The organism is Robertmurraya sp. GLU-23, from assembly GCF_052983275.1.
This window is the reverse complement of the sequence record NZ_JBRKCV010000011.1, coordinates 94,152-110,694: the sequence shown is the minus strand read 5'-3', so window position 1 is coordinate 110,694 and position 16,543 is coordinate 94,152. Positions and strand designations below refer to the sequence as shown.

17 protein-coding genes are annotated in these 16,543 nt (G+C 35.0%); 4 read left to right on the top strand and 13 right to left on the bottom strand.

Annotation, left to right across the window (positions count from 1 at the left end; translation table 11 throughout):
* Positions 1-4 precede the first annotated feature (4 nt).
* The gene (locus ACVBAX_RS17005; RefSeq protein ID WP_447118077.1) at positions 5-1,201 is read right to left on the bottom strand and encodes a cell wall-binding repeat-containing protein; all 1,197 of its coding nucleotides are present in this window, start codon (positions 1,199-1,201) and stop codon (positions 5-7) included.
* Between the two features lie 200 nt (positions 1,202-1,401).
* Between ACVBAX_RS17005 and ACVBAX_RS17000 the strand changes: the two genes are divergently transcribed.
* The 3 genes from ACVBAX_RS17000 to ACVBAX_RS16990 are packed head-to-tail and all read left to right on the top strand — an operon-like array spanning position 1,402 to position 3,984.
* Positions 1,402-2,802 carry a sensor histidine kinase gene (locus ACVBAX_RS17000; RefSeq protein ID WP_447118076.1) on the top strand — a complete coding sequence of 467 codons (1,401 nt, stop codon included), beginning with the start codon at positions 1,402-1,404 and terminating at the stop codon, positions 2,800-2,802.
* Positions 2,774-3,451, top strand: a complete 678-nt coding sequence (locus tag ACVBAX_RS16995; protein ID WP_447118118.1) for a response regulator transcription factor — start codon at positions 2,774-2,776, stop codon at positions 3,449-3,451. The genes ACVBAX_RS17000 and ACVBAX_RS16995 overlap by 29 nt, the downstream gene beginning before the upstream one ends.
* On the top strand, positions 3,433-3,984 hold the full coding sequence (locus ACVBAX_RS16990) for a TVP38/TMEM64 family protein (protein WP_447118075.1): 552 nt from the start codon (positions 3,433-3,435) through the stop codon (positions 3,982-3,984). The genes ACVBAX_RS16995 and ACVBAX_RS16990 overlap by 19 nt, the downstream gene beginning before the upstream one ends.
* A gap of 525 nt (positions 3,985-4,509) precedes the next feature.
* Here ACVBAX_RS16990 and ACVBAX_RS16985 read toward each other — a convergent pair.
* The 8 genes from ACVBAX_RS16985 to ACVBAX_RS16950 all read right to left on the bottom strand — a co-directional run bounded on the left by ACVBAX_RS16985 (position 4,510) and on the right by ACVBAX_RS16950 (position 10,902).
* Positions 4,510-5,775: an L-lactate MFS transporter gene (locus ACVBAX_RS16985; RefSeq protein WP_447118074.1), complete on the bottom strand. Its 1,266-nt coding sequence runs from the start codon at positions 5,773-5,775 to the stop codon at positions 4,510-4,512.
* A gap of 245 nt (positions 5,776-6,020) precedes the next feature.
* Entirely contained in the window at positions 6,021-7,037 is a 1,017-nt protein-coding gene (locus ACVBAX_RS16980) for a nucleotidyltransferase domain-containing protein (protein ID WP_447118073.1), read from the bottom strand.
* 77 nt (positions 7,038-7,114) lie between these two features.
* A complete protein-coding gene (locus ACVBAX_RS16975; protein ID WP_447118072.1) occupies positions 7,115-7,570 on the bottom strand; it encodes a signal peptidase I in 456 nt (151 codons plus the stop codon).
* Positions 7,560-7,826: a PqqD family protein gene (locus ACVBAX_RS16970; protein ID WP_447118071.1), complete on the bottom strand. Its 267-nt coding sequence runs from the start codon at positions 7,824-7,826 to the stop codon at positions 7,560-7,562. The genes ACVBAX_RS16975 and ACVBAX_RS16970 overlap by 11 nt, the downstream gene beginning before the upstream one ends.
* Complete coding sequence (locus tag ACVBAX_RS16965; protein ID WP_447118070.1) at positions 7,826-8,608, bottom strand: hypothetical protein; 783 nt, start codon at positions 8,606-8,608, stop codon at positions 7,826-7,828. The genes ACVBAX_RS16970 and ACVBAX_RS16965 overlap by 1 nt, the downstream gene beginning before the upstream one ends.
* Before the next feature lie 226 nt (positions 8,609-8,834).
* Positions 8,835-9,302, bottom strand: a complete 468-nt coding sequence (locus ACVBAX_RS16960) for a VanZ family protein (RefSeq protein WP_447118069.1) — start codon at positions 9,300-9,302, stop codon at positions 8,835-8,837.
* 27 nt (positions 9,303-9,329) lie between these two features.
* Positions 9,330-10,046, bottom strand: coding sequence for a metallophosphoesterase family protein (locus tag ACVBAX_RS16955; protein ID WP_447118068.1), 717 nt, complete (start codon positions 10,044-10,046; stop codon positions 9,330-9,332).
* Between the two features lie 58 nt (positions 10,047-10,104).
* Positions 10,105-10,902: a class I SAM-dependent methyltransferase gene (locus ACVBAX_RS16950; RefSeq protein ID WP_447118067.1), complete on the bottom strand. Its 798-nt coding sequence runs from the start codon at positions 10,900-10,902 to the stop codon at positions 10,105-10,107.
* Positions 10,903-11,115: 213 nt separating this feature from the next.
* Between ACVBAX_RS16950 and ACVBAX_RS16945 the strand changes: the two genes are divergently transcribed.
* Positions 11,116-11,301, top strand: a complete 186-nt coding sequence (locus ACVBAX_RS16945; protein ID WP_447118066.1) for a hypothetical protein — start codon at positions 11,116-11,118, stop codon at positions 11,299-11,301.
* Positions 11,302-11,590: 289 nt separating this feature from the next.
* Here ACVBAX_RS16945 and ACVBAX_RS16940 read toward each other — a convergent pair whose 3' ends face one another.
* From ACVBAX_RS16940 to ACVBAX_RS16925, 4 genes are all read right to left on the bottom strand, one after another.
* Positions 11,591-12,748: an acyltransferase family protein gene (locus ACVBAX_RS16940; protein ID WP_447118065.1), complete on the bottom strand. Its 1,158-nt coding sequence runs from the start codon at positions 12,746-12,748 to the stop codon at positions 11,591-11,593.
* Between the two features lie 436 nt (positions 12,749-13,184).
* On the bottom strand, positions 13,185-14,198 hold the full coding sequence (locus ACVBAX_RS16935; RefSeq protein ID WP_447118063.1) for a glycosyltransferase: 1,014 nt from the start codon (positions 14,196-14,198) through the stop codon (positions 13,185-13,187).
* A gap of 270 nt (positions 14,199-14,468) precedes the next feature.
* The gene (locus ACVBAX_RS16930; RefSeq protein ID WP_447118062.1) at positions 14,469-15,458 is read right to left on the bottom strand and encodes a polysaccharide pyruvyl transferase family protein; all 990 of its coding nucleotides are present in this window, start codon (positions 15,456-15,458) and stop codon (positions 14,469-14,471) included.
* Positions 15,459-15,478: 20 nt separating this feature from the next.
* Positions 15,479-16,504, bottom strand: a complete 1,026-nt coding sequence (locus ACVBAX_RS16925; protein ID WP_447118061.1) for a glycosyltransferase family 2 protein — start codon at positions 16,502-16,504, stop codon at positions 15,479-15,481.
* Positions 16,505-16,543: the final 39 nt, after the last annotated feature.

Sequence of the window (16,543 nt, the reverse complement as noted above, 5' to 3'; positions counted from 1 at the left end):
ATGATTAATGTGAACCATGTCCTCCGCTTCCATTAGCTGGAGAAATCTCTAACATACTATCCATCATTCCTTGTGTATCCATTGAAACTTCTTTGAAATTCGCTAAAATATAGGCGTGGTTGTATGGCCCAACAGTTGGGTCATCGGTAAACTTTGGTTGAAGAGCTCCTAAATATTCATGTACTTCACTTGTAGCTTCTCCATTCTCCAACCAAAGAAGTGGTGCATGCTTTCCTAAATGGGCAAAAGGTGCTCCAGCGATGGCAAACTCAGGTTGAGCGGTTGTCGTAAAAGCAAACCCATGACCTGGTTCTGTCACACCCCAACCAAAACCTGTTTTTTCATCCTTGAATTTAGCAAAAGCAACGGATGCTTCCACGGGAGTTTCTCCATCAATACGAGTCACCTTTCCATACTCTTGTAAGCTAGCAACAACACTCTCAGAAATCACTTCTTCAGGTGCCAACACATACATATTTGCTTTTTTCCCACGGGATTGCAATGCTTCCACAGTCGCTTGGGGGATTTTATCCTTTGAAACAAATAAAACAGGTTCAGGCATATGAGCAATCCAGTTAGAGGCAACAAGTGAGTATAACTTTGCATCGTCCTCAAGAGAAACGATGATCACACTTTGAGGCAATTCTCCAGCCGTCTCGGCATACTTCTTATCAACTGCAAATGCAAATTCAGCTGGATCGTTCCCGGTGATTTGCTCCACCTTATACTCTTCTAATGCGTCAAGAACCTTCTCGGAAGCATCTCCCATGACCATCACTTCTGTTCCATTCACATTTCCAGTTGGGCTCAAGCGATTAATTTCATGTAATGTTTCCTCCGAAAGCTCTTGATTGTAAAATAGTACCGGCCCATTATTCGGATGGTGGATTAAATCGGACCCAGCAAGAGCGATTTGCCATTGATCTGCTGGTGCTAAAATAACGGTTCCAGGTCGATTATCATTCCCTGTTGCTGGCCAAATGGTTTGCGAAACCATAATCGCTGCCTCATTCAAAGTATCAGCATCTAGCCTTGTCACATTTTTCGTACTTGTAACAAGAAGCTCATTCGATACACGCCCAGTGGTTTCAGTAACCTCCGTATGCTCTTCTGCTTCTTTTCCTTCGTCTATATTCGAAGTACAAGCAGCTAAAAATGTTAGAAGCAATATACTTATCATACTTGCAAATCGTTTTCTCATCTACGTTACTCTCCTTTTTCTACAAATTCATAGTGAAAACATAGTTTCACTTTAACAACACTTTGTGCAGATTTTATGCATAAAGTTTGATTCTTTTTTGTCATCTGCTAGTATTGCCTTATTTTTCTTATTCATAAATTAAGATTTCCATAGTGATTTCGATTACTATAGTAAGTATGACAGGAAAAGGAGATTTCCCTTTGAAAAAGCTATCGATCAAATTAGGTGCCATTTTCTTTTTATGTATTCTAGGACTAGAATCGTTTATGTTCTTCTTTCTTCACTCTGCTTTAGTAGAATCACGGGTACAAGAAGAGCTACATGCCCTTCAAGCTCGTGGAAATTCCCATCGTGCGATTTTAGAGAACCATTTTACGCCAGAAACCATAACCCACGTTGCTTTAATGGAGACAGAATCCACAACAGATGTAGTGGTAACCGATGCTGATGTACAGATTCTTGATTCTTCGAGTAAAAATGAACAACTCATAGATCACGTAAAGCTTCCTTCAAAAGAAGTTCCTCAGGAAGGCGTCATTATCGAGAATAATTGGGAGACAGAACCTTTCATATCTACCGTTAGCTCATTAGAAAATAAGGGAGAAATCATTGGATATGTGTTCATGTTTCAAGACACAGAAACCGTTCATTCATTAATTAAACGATTAAACCAACATTTCCTCCTTGCTGGGTTCTTAACGGTTGGTCTAACATTATTTATTATCGCTTTGCTTTCAAAGGCAATCACCAAGCCTCTTATCAATATGAAGGATGCAACCTTTCAAATCAGCCAAGGGAACTACTCGATCACTTTACCTGAAACAGGGAACGATGAACTTGGCGATCTGGCTAAATCGATTGAATCGCTCGCACATGATCTTACCTTTTTAACGCAAGAGAGAAATGACTTTCTAGCAAGCATATCGCATGAATTACGAACACCGATCACTTATATAAAAGGGTATACAGAAATTGTCATGAAACGTGAGTTATCTGAGAAAGAAAAACAGAACTACCTAGCTATTATTCTTGAAGAAACCAATCGTTTAAATGACTTAATAAAGCAGCTATTTGACTTAGCCAAAATGGATCAGAATTCGTTTTTGATTGAAAAAACCGAAGTTAACATAAAGGAGATTCTTGAAAAAGTGGAGGCGAAACTAGCTCCGGCTTTTAAGGAGAAAGGTATGACTCTCCACATCTCCTGCCAAAGTGATTTCTTTTTACTGGCAGATCCGATCCGAATGGAACAGATTTTTTTGAACTTACTGGATAATTCCATGAAATATTCTTCGCATGGGGGAAGTACTAGCGTGATGGTTGAACTAAGAAAAAACCAGCTTTTTGTGACGATTCGTGATACGGGTAACGGCATCCCTGAGGAGGATTTACCACATATCTTTAACCGTTTTTACCGGGTTGATAAATCCCGGACTCGTATGCTAGGTGGGGCCGGTCTCGGACTTTCTATTGTGAAGGAACTAGTAAATAAACATGACGGAACGATTACAGTGAGAAGCCAAATACAAGAAGGAACAGAATTTCAAATGATGTTTAGGGGAGCGTGGAGTGATGAAAACGATCTTGCTGGTAGACGATGAGCAACGGATGTTGGATTTATTATGCCTTTATCTAGAACCTAAAGGATACAAATGCGTACCACACACTTCCGCTTTGTATGCACTTGAATACCTATCATCCAATCAGGTTGACCTTGTGCTTCTTGATATCATGATGCCTGAAATGGACGGTTGGACGTTATGTGCAGAAATCAGAAAAAAATGGGATATTCCCATTATCATGTTAACAGCACGAACGGATAAGACTGATGTGGTGAAGGGACTTGATATTGGGGCGGATGATTATATTTCGAAGCCATTTGATGAAGACGAACTACTTGCTCGAATTGGGGCTGTATTAAGAAGACATACGTCCAAAAGCCCACTATTAACTTTTAAAGGGTTAGTGTTGAATCTAGAATCCTTTGATCTGCATTATGAAAAAACACCGATTCCATTAACACCAAAGGAATTTTCCATGATGGAGCTGTTTTTAACCCATCCTAATCGGGTATTTACCCGCGACCATTTGATCACCTCGATTTGGGGCCATGGTGTTGCTACTGAGGACAGAACCATTGACTCCCATGTTAGAAATCTCCGAGAAAAATTAAGAAAAGCCCATTTCCCTGCCGATGAGCACTTACAAACCGTTTGGGGAGTAGGGTATAAGTGGCAGAACGGACAATGAACGAAATTCTCTTTATTTTTGGAAGTGTACTTGGCAATGTGCTCATCGCTGTGGCTGGTGTTATTCCAAGCGCCTTTTTAACAGCAGCCAATATTTCCATTCTCGGTTTTGAGGTTGGATTAGTTGTTTCTATTATAGGAGAAGCCCTTGGTGCCATTGTGAGCTTTTGGCTTTACCGAAAAGGATTTTCGCGGGTGAAGGAAAAGGTGCAGGTCAAATGGAGATGGGTTCGACTCCTTCTAAACCGGTTGTATGAATCAAAAGGTTTTGAAGCTATTGCGATCGTTCTTTTGCTTCGGTTGCTGCCCTTTGTTCCGTCAGGTTTCGTGACGTTAACTGCTGCGGTTGGTAAGATGAATATTGTCACATTCGGTATAGTGAGTACCCTTGGAAAGATTCCTTCTTTGTTTATCGAGGCTTATGGGGTTCACCAAGTTCTGAAATTTGATACCAAACTTCAACTCATCTTGGCTGCATTTGTTATGATGATTTTTATGATTTATTTTTTCGTAAAAAAGCGTCCCCGTGATTAACTAAAGGGTTCCGTTTTCGGGTGCATACGTCTTTTCTTTATTTATTAACGTTTCTACGAAATCCCATTAACTTTGACAGATCAATTGACATCATTATTAAGATGGGAATAAGTATTGTACAATTAAATATAGAGGGTAGAAAATTGTGTCATTTACAGTGCCGCTTTGAGTACCAATTTTATTGATCATGATAAGCTGGTCGATAAAAAGCTGCTGATTCCCACATCTAAGTTCAAGAGTATCCGCAATTGTCGGTTGGGAGATCAGGTTAAGCACCCGAGCTGATAATAGACGGAGAAATTCCGCTTAATTAGTAATTATGACTAAAAATGGCTTAAATAGACGGAAAGATTCCGCCTATTGGCTCGAAAAATTCGAAAAAGGGGAGGTTTTGCTTTGCATAAGCGGAAAACCTCCCCTTATTTACCCCAAAACGATCTCCATTTCGCATCTAACCGGAAAATTTCCGCTTATTCTTTTGCTGCTTACTCGAATTAAGGTCAAAATATGAACCCTTCTTTTTGTTTATCCTGCTTTTTTTACAGACTCTATTACGGCTTTCGATTTTAACTTATTAATATCAGCTCTAATTAATAGAGAAAGAACGAGTGCAACTACAAATAATCCCGAAAAGAAGGTTAAACTCCCTGCATAGCTTCCGGTCGTATCTTTAATCCAAGCGGCAAACAGTGGACCCGCCAAACCAGCAGCAGCCCATGCCGTTAAAATATACCCATGAATCGCACCTAACTGCTTCGTTCCAAACAAGTCGCCGATATAAGCTGGAATCGATGCGAAGCCCCCACCATAACAAGTATAAACAACAATCAGCATGCCCATAAACAACCATTGAATCGACACTTGCGGCAAGAAAAAGAAGATAACCATTTGTAGGACAAAAAATGCGGTATACGTATTTGGTCTACCAATATAATCCGATAATGAGGCCCAGCCAATTCGTCCAAGACCATTAAAAATCCCAATCGCACCAACTAATGCAGCCGCTGTTGCCATATCAATCCTTATTGCTTCCATTGCTAATGGCTTTGCTACTGCTAATATCGCAATTCCACAAGTAATGTTAATGAATAACATGAACCACAAATACCAGAAACGCTTGGTCTTAACGGCTTGATTCGCTGTTAATTGTGATAAATCTAACTTAGCCTTTGCTTTGCCACTAGCAATCTTCTCTTTAAATCCTTCTGGTAACCAGCCTTCTTGTGGTTTTTCAAGATATAAAGAAGATACCACCATAATGAGAAAATAAGAGATTCCAAGAATGTAGAATGTGTTAGCCACTCCGACAGAGGTAATTAATGAGTTCATGATCGGGCTAGCAATCGCAGCCGCAAAACCAAATCCCATAATGGCTAAGCCTGTTGCTAACCCTCTTCTGTCAGGAAACCATTTTACGAGAGTTGACACAGGAGCAATATAACCAACTCCTAGTCCAATTCCTCCAAGAGCGCCATAAAATAAGTACAATAAGGATTTTGACTCCATATCAACGGCAAACCCTGCCCCTGTCATTCCAATCCCGAAGAAAACCGCAGCTAGTAACCCAGCTTTTTTCGGTCCATATTTCTCTACAAAATGTCCTAAAAACGCCGCAGATAATCCTAAAAATAAAATAGCAATACTAAAGGTTAAAGCCACTTCAGAATCAGACCAACCAAACATCTCTTTTAACGGCGCAGTAAAGTTACTCCATGCATACACGGAGCCAATCGAAATATGAATCCCCACTGCTGATAATGCGATCAACCACCTGTTCTTCCTCACTAACATCTCTCCTTATTAAATTCTAAAAACGTTATGAATGGATCATAACGGATTTTGCTTACCTTAGGATCGAATCAACCAAAACACGAACATTAGAAAAATAACAATTAAAAATATTCGCCTTTAAAAAGAATAAACCTACTTTACCATGTGAAAGTAAGGAAGACAATAGTAAATATGATATTTAATGTGGGAATGTTATAAATTAGAGGAATGAAAAATAGCTGTAAGCCTTTTGATAAGCGCTACAGCTACTGGTGTTTAGTAGAGGATATAATAAGTGGTTTTGTTGGTCGTAAGGATTTAATCCAACTGAAAAATTCATTTTTACTATGGGATAAGCTATCATAGCTAAAAAAGGAGTAGTCCACAAAATCTAGATAGTTCTTTAACTGCTTCTTGTGTCCATTTCTAAACGCATTATAATCCCATAAGTTAGGTCTTTTAACAGGCAATGGTTTTACATTTTGTAAATATGGGTGCTGTTGATAAACAATCGCAAGAGTACGGATCATCCGTTTTTGAGTCCGATGATTCCTAGCCTGAACTAGCAATTGTATATAATCCACTCTGTCACCAATCCGAAAAATCAGTTGAATGATATCTAAAAAGTGTTTCGGAGAGTCCAAATTATGTCTCCATCCATGCAAGCAAATCATATAAAAAGTATGATAGTCAGATAGTTCTTTTATATATTGGTAGTTTCCTAAAGCCCTTGCTTCCTGCCAAAACTCTTCTATCGGAAGCTTGGAGGTATCATCCTTCAACAGGTTCCAGTGTAATTCTATCGTTAATGGAAGCTTTGAGTTTGGAATGGGTTTACTAAAGCTACAGTGAAAATGGCCTTTGATTGGTTTCTCTTCAACAGTATAACCAAGTGAGATAACTGCGGATATCGCACGTTCCAAGTCCTCCAGCTGAATGAGTAAATCTATATCTGATGTACATCTAGCTCCAATATGCCCAAAGTACTTTTCAGCAAAAAGTACTCCCTTCAAAGGAATAGCTGGAAGTTCAGCTTGCTCAAAGCAATCCAATACTTTCGTTAATTGGCTTTTAATAAAAAGAGATAAAAAGAGATTTTCTTCGTATTGCTCCTTCAAACGTTCCTGGAAAAATACAGGTGTTTGATTTAAAGTTCCTTGTTGCTTTAATTGGGAGTAAACTTGAGGAGCAACCCCAAACTCCATGATTTCTTTTAACAGGGATTTATAATTATATGAATCTAGGGTTACCTCTGATTCATACAAAGCCTGAATCCATTTCACCTATTCCCCTCTCCTTTAATCAGGTGCTAGCTCAACTCTTGGTTTGAACTTTTTGCAACTAAATGTGTGGAAGTTCGTTATAATAAAACACTTTTTCTATTTAGATATCTTCTTAAGAAGTCAGTTAAAATGGGTTGATTCATAATTAACCATCCCCAGAGATAGATTCTTAGTTGGTTTGGGAAAACTCTATGGTTGCCTTTATCAATATATTTGAGTGTACCAAGGATGTTTTCACTTCCGATTGGCTGGTCATAACTTGTATTTGTATCACCTTTGCAGAAGTAATGTAGCTTACCGTCTTCATTTGCCTTGCTGTAGTAGTAACGGTGAGCAACCAATTGACCGGATTCAGTCCAGAATAAAATGACATCACCCTTCTTCAATTGATTCCCACTACAAGGAACAAAGCGACAGATATCTCCATTTTGAATGGTCGGGTACATACTATAACCTTGACTTGGAAGATCTAACCATCCATCTTTTTGAATAGATTTCTGCAATAATGAAACCGTATCGATATCAAACCTCATGGGTTAACAGCCCATATTGCAACAATTCATCCAAAAACTGCTCAATATCTTCTGTAGTAATATCCTCGACACTCGAATACTCTTCTTGAACCGCCTGCCTAATGGTTTCAGCCGTTTGCTTTGATTCTAAAAGAGTCCAGCAGTATCCACCCACTTCATTCACTTTCGTAACGGTAAAATCATCGGTATTTAATATAATCCAATCATCATCTAACTGAGTACAATCAAATGCACTCTTTTTTATATATTGTTTCATTAAGAAATCAACTCCCAAAACGCATTATTCTTTTGGAAATGTAAATCGTAAACTGGAACTTGTTCAACAAGCACTTTTAATAGATTTAATACTTGCATAGTCTCCTGTTTAGAATGTGACCAATAAAAAATCTTATTGACTAATTCGAGATACGCATCTGATTTTGTCATAACTTCTCTACTATTATTAGTTGCTTGGTGTAATAGTTGAATAGATGCTAGACAAGCAGGACGTTCTTTTCCTGATGCTTCTAACTCACTTCGAAAAGGGGAGTTGAACACCTTAATGCCCTCATTTGTAATCTTAACAATACTTGCCTCATCAGAGAGCAGCATCCTTGGGCTAGAAAGCTTTGCTACTGTTGACTTACCTGCACCTGAATGTCCAGTAAAAATATGGGCTTTCTTATTATCCAATACACAGGAAGAATGGAGTAATAATCCCCAGTTATGGTAGACAATATAGGAACTATAAACGTTCATTAGTGCATGTTTCAACGCTAATTCGTCGTAAACATAAATTGTCACTTCTTTATAATCCAATGTGGCTTTTATTAAATAATCCGTCCTACGAAAAGTGATGTATTTCGAGGATTTTGAAATATCAACTTCGTAGTCCGTAAATGGCTTTCCATAGTTGTCATGGATACTTATCTTTATATCAAACCTAGTTAAAGAGATAGTCGGATGAGTAAAATATTTATTAATAAATTCCCCTATCCAATTGGAGTCCCATTTCAATTGGGTATAATGTTCAGCAATTAATACACATGTTTTGTTCATGTTATCAACCCTTAGAGGTTGAGATCAAAGAAGTAATCTTTGATTTCCAACCACCCTTTATTTCTTAATATAGAACAACCGAAATATAGTTATCCTAATCCATAATGAAAATACACTTCTTTATCATATAAAAACATTGGATACTACGATTTATTTTATCTCTTCAACAGTTCTTTTTAAAGAACAAACTTTCGACACTTTTCGCTATTCTTTAATAATCTCACCCTCATAGCTTTATATTATGATGGTTTTCTTGGGAATGGGTAATTCTTTTCAATAGGTTACCAAATCTAGATTGATTTTTATGATATTTCTTTCGAGCAAAGTACCATAAGGCCCAAACCCCTATACCATTTTTCATTAAATCAACTAGTGAGAAAGAACGAAAGGGAATGTAGTATTGATGTAGTTCATCAACGACTCCATAGCCGAATGCGATAACAACTGCAAACAGTTCTTTTTTATATGATAGCTTTCCAAATACGAGGAAAGCCATCACTAAAAATAAATATAGAAGACCAAATTCAAAAAGATGTGCTAACTCTAGTCCAGCTCCTATAAGCAATAAGATGTTCATGTCTATTTGAGCGGAAAGCATATAGACAGATTCAGGATCGAAGTTGCTTGTTTGAATCCAAATCAGTGCCATATATACGATAGGGATAACAAGTAGGAGCAATCTTATAAAAAACATATTGTACCTCCGTTTATCAGTACCCCATCACAGTTTTCCTTGTAAGACAATCTTACTCATCATTTCTGCATTTGGGTATTCTACGTTCTTGTACTGTTCTATTACCTTATGGACATCATAGCTTACTCGGACATTTGAGGTTTGAATACTACCCTCATTAATTTCAACAATAGAGTAAGAAGCTTTATTTAAACCATCAAATGGAAGACCTACACTTCCAATGTTTACTATACCTTTTCCATTGATAAAACGTATGTATGGCTTGTGAATATGAGCGTAGATATATAAATCTGCTTCCGTAGTAACCAACTTTTCTAGGATGGTTTCGTCACTAGCTGTTGGGGGCACGACTTCGAACAGACTGTCCGGAGTAGCATGGAAAGCATGGATTCGTATACCATCAACCTCAAGGTTCAATTGAGTTGGTAACTCTCTTAAGTAATCGATACTTTCATTAGACAATTGGGAGACTATCCAATCTCTTTCTTTGTTCATTAGATCAAGTACATGATCAGGAACCTCTCCCTGCTGAACACCACGTACTACCCATTCGTCAGCATTTCCTTTGATCACATTACAATCGAGTGCTCGAACTAGGTCTAACGCACGCTGCGGCTCAGGTCCGCGGTAGCAGATATCACCTAGGACAAATACATTATCAACGTTTTTTGCTTTAATATCGTTTAATACCGCATCCAATGCAATGGCGTTGCCGTGGATGTCGGAGATGAATGCTAGTTTCATTAATATAGACTCCTTATCATGACTGCTAGTTATTTCCTTCAATTATACAAATTTATGACTATCCATTCAATTTTACAAAAATACTCTTTTGAGGATTCGTATTTCTTCTCAATTCACTATTCCTATCAAAGACAGGTGTAGAATAATCATCTTGAACAAAATCTCCTAATGCCTCATATTTTAGTGCCACGCTAGTGTCCCAAAGTGAGTATTGCGTGAAGTGAACCACTAATAATCCATTTTCTTTCACAAGACTATCAAGCTCAATGATCTGTTTTTCAAATTTTTCAAAAGGATAGATTTTGCTAAGATTGGTAATTCCTTTAGCAGCTACATCGTGCGGCTTTCTTTGTAACACTGCCATGCAAAAGATGGCATCGAATTTACCATGCTTTTGAATTTCACTAGGTGTGGAATATATAAATGAAATCTTATCATCTACCGGAAGCTTGCTACATGTTTCAAGACTTCGCTTATTAATATCTGCACCAATTATTTGAGCTGTTGGGAAATAGCGTCGTAATGTTAGAACCTCTTCACCGGTTGAGCATCCATAGGAAAGGATCTTTAGATCTTCCTTACCTTCAAAATACTCTTGGCAGGCTGAGAAAATTTTGGGATAGCGATTCATAAAGGTTAGAGGGGTAGTTTGATGAACATTTTTATACTTAACCAATTGCAATAATAGAAGATAACGGTAGTCTTTGTCTTTAATAATTCTCTTTGAGATCTGAAATGCACTCCATAACGCCGAAAGGAATTTAGCTCCTAGTTTAACAATCTTATTATGGGAGGTCTGGTGCCCCTTTACTAACTGTTTTGCTGTTCCGATCAATGACCCCTTCATATCCATCATCCCTAATCACCTACCAAAATTTATTAGTATCTCCGATATTTTTTCTATATACAATATACCATCGTTCATTATTAAGAACAATCGAAATATAAAAAAATTTTAATATGTACAACTAGCTTCTTTTGAACAAACATAAGGAAGTTGTCCAAACAATTCTCTAATCTTTCCATAGGATTATAAAATATTCAAAGAAGTGAATAGTAGGAGAAAGTAGTGATCTTAGTTATAAAAGACTACTTTGAGGGAAGCGCATATACACAAAAAATATATAGTGAAGATATGATTGGTTTTTTGATAACGAATAACCACGAAACAGAAAGACTTACTTTTACTATTAATGGGATTACAATTCCCGTGAATGTAAAACAAAGATTTAGAGGAAAGTTTACTCCATTTTAACAGTTACAATTACAACTACTGTTCCTTTTGAGGTAACAGTCCCTAAGTTATTGGATGGACCTTGTTCATCTCCTTACCAAGGCAATAGTGATTAATGTATCTAAGATTTATGATTGTAAAGCAATTCAAGTAAAGATTGCGAATTAGCTAAGTTTGAAGGATCTTAGCTAATTAAGGGGATCATACGGAGAAATAAGAAACAATTAGAAAAACACTGTAGATTCACTTAAAGTTTCCAAATATTATTAAACTAACAAAGCCCTCTTTTCATGATGAAAGAGGACTTACTTTAGGCAGGTATGTCAGTTTTAAACTTGTTTTTATTATTTACTTTCGTTAAGGATTTTCCAAGTCTAATTGATGGTTCTTCAATTAACTTATAACTAACCCAAGAAAAAACAATTGTTAGAAATACTCCAGAAAGTAGGATGAGCGGGACAGGTAATAATTCATATAAACTATACCCTAAGGAAATTAGTATAACAGGATGAATTAAATACAAACTATAAGATACCCTACCTAAATATTTCACTGGTCTTAAAAATAGGACCTTAGAAGTATTAACTGAGTTTAGTGAAACTAAAATTATTAGTACAGCTCCAATTGCAATGAGCCAATCTTTTATCATATTGTATAGGATAAATTCAATCTCCCCGAATATCTTATATGGTACAGCTAAAATATATTTCGGATAAAACAATAGAACAAATCCAAAAATTAATAAAAGTGGAGTACACCTTTTAGAAATTCCCCCTAATCGAATCCTGTATTTAGCTAATAATGAACCTAAAATGAACAGCCCTAGATAGTGCAGCGTAACAAAAAAATTAGTAGAAATCATTGTATCAAATTCAGTAGATATTTGTTTCATTAACACATAACTAAGTCCTGTTGACGCAAAACCTAACAGTATCGATGTTTTCCAATTCAACTTCAGTAAAAGCATTACAACAAATGGAAAAAACAGTGAAATTCTCATTTCATGAACAAGCGACCAGATAACCATCATATTAGTCGTTGCCTCAAATTCCCCTAGAAAAGTTATATGTTCTATTGTATTAATTATAGTAGTCTGTATATCCCACATAGCCCAATTCACTAACTCTGGTACAGATCCAATCTTGAAATCTAAAATACCTTTAAACCCAATGGTAATTAATAAAATTGCCATATAAGGAATGTAAATTCTACAAAACCTCTTAACAAAGTAGCTAGAATAGATAAATTTTTGTTTATTATAGACTGGTAATGAAAGTACAAAACCACTTAAAACAAAAAACATCATAACTGCAGCATGACCATCCCAGAGGAATTTGAAATAAACCCCAATATTTGAGTAGATAATCTCCCTACCAAAGTTGGGGATAAGCTGAAGCATATGACTTAAAAATACCATTAATGCAGCAATTCCCCTTATTGAGTCTAATTCCTCATACCTAGGTGACATTCCCCGTATCCCTCATCTCTACCTTGTTTCTCTTAAAGAAAGATATTATATAGAATAAATCAATAGTAATGTAGTTACTAAAAACTGGTGTTACCCCCTTTGTTGCGTTTGGATTTCGAATCAATAACGACTTTTTGACCACTTGAAAAAACTATATAACCACAATGGAGTAGTAATATATTAGCTTATCAAAACAAATTAAGTCTGTTAAGTTCTATACTTTGAGATATTTCTATATACCAATTGTTAGTCAGTAAAATATTTACCTCCTTTTCCTCTTGGGAATATCTCACTATATTCATTAATCACAAGAAACTAATAAAAATGAATTAATTTATTGTAATTCCAAACCCAATTAGATTTTCTACAAAGACTTTTGAGTTAATTCGGATAATTCTTATTAAATAGTATTTCTAAATAATAAAATACATTAGATTTACATTGCCTTCCTTTTTTCTGCTAATAACAATATTAACTTATACATTTTAGGATTGGATTTAAACGTAATAAAGCGAACTCTATCCTTAGGGGGTAGGTTACTTAAAATCTGCATACTAAACCCTTTATAATACTTGTCATATCGTTCCCTTAAGGTTTCTTTTACATTTCTATCTTGTATATTAAAGAATGCTGAAATTGTTAGATTCATTAAATTAACATAACATATATCATAAATTTTTTTATATTTATCTTCATTGAAGAGCAAAAGTCTCTCTTCATACATATCCAATAAATTCATTTGATGCATAATATTATCCTGAGCGGTTGATCTTTTATGTATTGCACTATCGGATCTATTAAAATAATAATATAGACGTTCGTCTGTAAAAACCAGTTTTTTCACCCTCTTCATTAAGTTACAAATTATATGTTCATCTTGTGCTCGTTTATATTTCGTACTAAATCGAATATTATTAAATAATTCTTTCTTATAAAGTCTGTTATATATAACTACTCCAACACCATTTATTCCGTACTCTGGGTCAAATACTGTATTCACCGCTCCAACATTTTCATAAACCTTTACTTTTATATCATCTCTTAAAGGCTCTTGATATCCACTATCCCAGCAGCCCCTACTAAAGCAAGCAGACATATCCGCTTCATTAATCTTTAGCAGAGTATATAAACGCTCATACATTTCTGGATGAATATAGTCATCTGGATCTACGAAACCAATATAATCTCCAGTTGCTACATCTAATCCCTTATTCCTAGCAGCACTAACACCTTGGTTTTTTTGGTGAAATTTCCTTACTCTCCTATCTCTCTCGGCATAGAAGTTACATATATCCCAACAATTATCAGTGGAACCATCATCAACAAGAATAACCTCTAGATTTTTAAAAGTTTGACTTAAAACTGATTCCAAACATCTTTCTAGATATGGACTAACATTATATATTGGAATTACTATTGATATTTTGCCCTGTCGCCATTTCTCTATCATCTAATTAACCTCCTAAAAACTCTTTTTTGTAAAACTCTCCAATTAAATATAAAACTCCTATAAATGGATCTTCTTTCAAGGACTAGCATTCAGATATATAACAAAACTCTAATTTCTCAACAGCTTTGACGTAACAATATAGGAAAAGAGAACAGAAATTATTAATAAAATAAGCTTATTAGATGAAGTATGTTTTACTAAAACATTATAAAGAGACTGAAGGTAAAAAATACTAAATAAATGTCTGCTTGTTATCATCACTAAGTTAGGTTAAGAATTAGGATCGTCTTTAAATTCAACTTTTATCAATCCTTTAGTCCAACTTTCATAGTATTTTCTGTTTTTGCCATACGAATTATCCAATATTTGATTATTCTTTTCCATTAAGCAAGACAGTATATGTCCATGTAACCTAGAAGTAACTACAATTTGATATTTACTGTATAATCTAATAGCTTTCCTTATTATATATAAACTATGAACATACCATAATTTAGCTAATAAATTGGGAGGTATAAACTTCTGGAACTTATAAGATTTATGTACCCTTCTAAATAACCGAAGTATTCTAACATCTATATTGTTATAAAGTTGATGCCAATCAAAGTCATGTTTATGTTCATAGTTATTATTGATCATATAATCTTTTTCCTCTTTATCTTTTCTTAATAAATATAACGTATTATATTTTTTTGACTCCTTAACTTTAATTGGATATAATGCATGAGCCATATCTTGACATAAATAAACATTCTTAACATATTTTCTTGCTATATCATAACTCTCCTTATCACGTATAAACACATGTAAATCTTGATGTCTTCTGAAAATAGAAAAATCTATTAGCATACTTTTTTTATTATGAAAGAAAATTGTTTGAGGTAAAAAAACTATCCTATTATTTGGGAAACTTTGTACTAACAACTTCCTTAAATCTTGGTGAATTGGATATAAATCACCGAAATTTCCTCCTCCATGACACACAAGAATAATTTCCGTTGGAATATCTAAGAATTTATCATTTTGTTTTATTAGAAATTCTACCATATGATAACTATATCTTTTTAAGACACGAATATCATTTTCTTTAAAGAATTTTTCAGTTCCTGCCCAGATAAGAAGGTCCCCAACATTATTATGAACAGGATAATCAAAGAAATATATTTTAGATCCTCTAGGAATCACCTCTGTAATTACCCCTAGGTTATCTTTTAACCTGTTCATACAGGAAGCAAATTCATTCACAACTTCTGTATCCATAAGAATTCCCCCATTTATTGTTAAGTAAGTTTCTGTTTTGTTTTAATTTTTATTATATTTATATATTGGTTAAAGTCCTTTTTTAAATGGAATAATACAAAAATTAAATTAAAAATATACTTAGGATAATTAGCTGCACATATTATAGGAATATACTCTTCAAGATATGGAAGGTTTTGAAATTCCTCTTTATTTTTTGATATCTTATCCTTGATAAGGTTCCTATACTTTCCTCTTGGATCAATACTTTTATTTTTATTTAACATTGAATAATGATAAATTATTTGATTGAAATAATGGCGCCTAGCAAGACTTAATATTGATTTATCAGAAACTACTTTTTTAAGGTATTCGTATCTTTCCTCCTGTACTTCAAGACCATCTAGATTTTTTAGTGAGTACTGTTTTTGTCTTGCCATAATACTCTCTTCACGTTTTATATAGTTGTAAAGAGGGAGTGCAATAAATACATATTTTTTTATTCTATGGAATATCTTATATGTTACAAAACCGTCTTCATATAATTTATTAGGATATCTTAAAGATTCAAACATTTCTTTTTTATATAACTTGTTATAGGCTACATTTCTATAGGGAAACTGCAAAAGTCTCTTTAAAGAGTATATATTATCACCCACTTCAACTTCTCCGTTACTATGAATTGAAGTTGAAGATTTCCCTTCTACTATATTTAAACTACATTCCACTACATCTGCATTATGCTCTAGAGCAAGCCGATATAAAGTTTCAAACATATCTTTCTCTATATAATCATCACCATCAACAAATCCTATATAGTCACCCGTTGCAATTTCAATACCTGCATTTCTTGCAGATGATAGTCCACCATTTTCTTTATGTATCACTCGGACTCTATGATCTTTTTTACAATAATCATCGCATATTTCCTTACACCTATCCGGAGAGCCATCATTTACAAGAATTATTTCAAGGTTTTTATACGTTTGACATATTATGGAGTCTAAGCATTTTTCTAAGTACTTTTCTACCTTATATATAGGGACAACAATACTAATCTTATTCAAAATAATAACAACCCCAATCTGTAAAAATAAAAAACCTTT

Bases quoted from the DNA above. Each gene is read 5' to 3' on its own strand.
- ACVBAX_RS17005 (WP_447118077.1), bottom strand. From the start codon at position 1,201: ATGAGAAAACGATTTGCAAGTATGATAAGTATATTGCTTCTAACATTT.
- ACVBAX_RS16965 (WP_447118070.1), bottom strand. From the start codon at position 8,608: ATGAACAAAACATGTGTATTAATTGCTGAACATTATACCCAATTGAAA.
- ACVBAX_RS16955 (WP_447118068.1), bottom strand. From the start codon at position 10,046: ATGAAACTAGCATTCATCTCCGACATCCACGGCAACGCCATTGCATTG.
- ACVBAX_RS16995 (WP_447118118.1), top strand. From the start codon at position 2,774: ATGAAAACGATCTTGCTGGTAGACGATGAGCAACGGATGTTGGATTTA.
- ACVBAX_RS16960 (WP_447118069.1), bottom strand. From the start codon at position 9,302: ATGTTTTTTATAAGATTGCTCCTACTTGTTATCCCTATCGTATATATG.
- ACVBAX_RS16930 (WP_447118062.1), bottom strand. From the start codon at position 15,458: ATGGATACAGAAGTTGTGAATGAATTTGCTTCCTGTATGAACAGGTTA.
- ACVBAX_RS16970 (WP_447118071.1), bottom strand. From the start codon at position 7,826: ATGAAACAATATATAAAAAAGAGTGCATTTGATTGTACTCAGTTAGAT.
- ACVBAX_RS16985 (WP_447118074.1), bottom strand. From the start codon at position 5,775: ATGTTAGTGAGGAAGAACAGGTGGTTGATCGCATTATCAGCAGTGGGG.
- ACVBAX_RS16950 (WP_447118067.1), bottom strand. From the start codon at position 10,902: ATGATGGATATGAAGGGGTCATTGATCGGAACAGCAAAACAGTTAGTA.
- ACVBAX_RS16975 (WP_447118072.1), bottom strand. From the start codon at position 7,570: ATGAGGTTTGATATCGATACGGTTTCATTATTGCAGAAATCTATTCAA.
- ACVBAX_RS16940 (WP_447118065.1), bottom strand. From the start codon at position 12,748: ATGTCACCTAGGTATGAGGAATTAGACTCAATAAGGGGAATTGCTGCA.
- ACVBAX_RS16935 (WP_447118063.1), bottom strand. From the start codon at position 14,198: ATGATAGAGAAATGGCGACAGGGCAAAATATCAATAGTAATTCCAATA.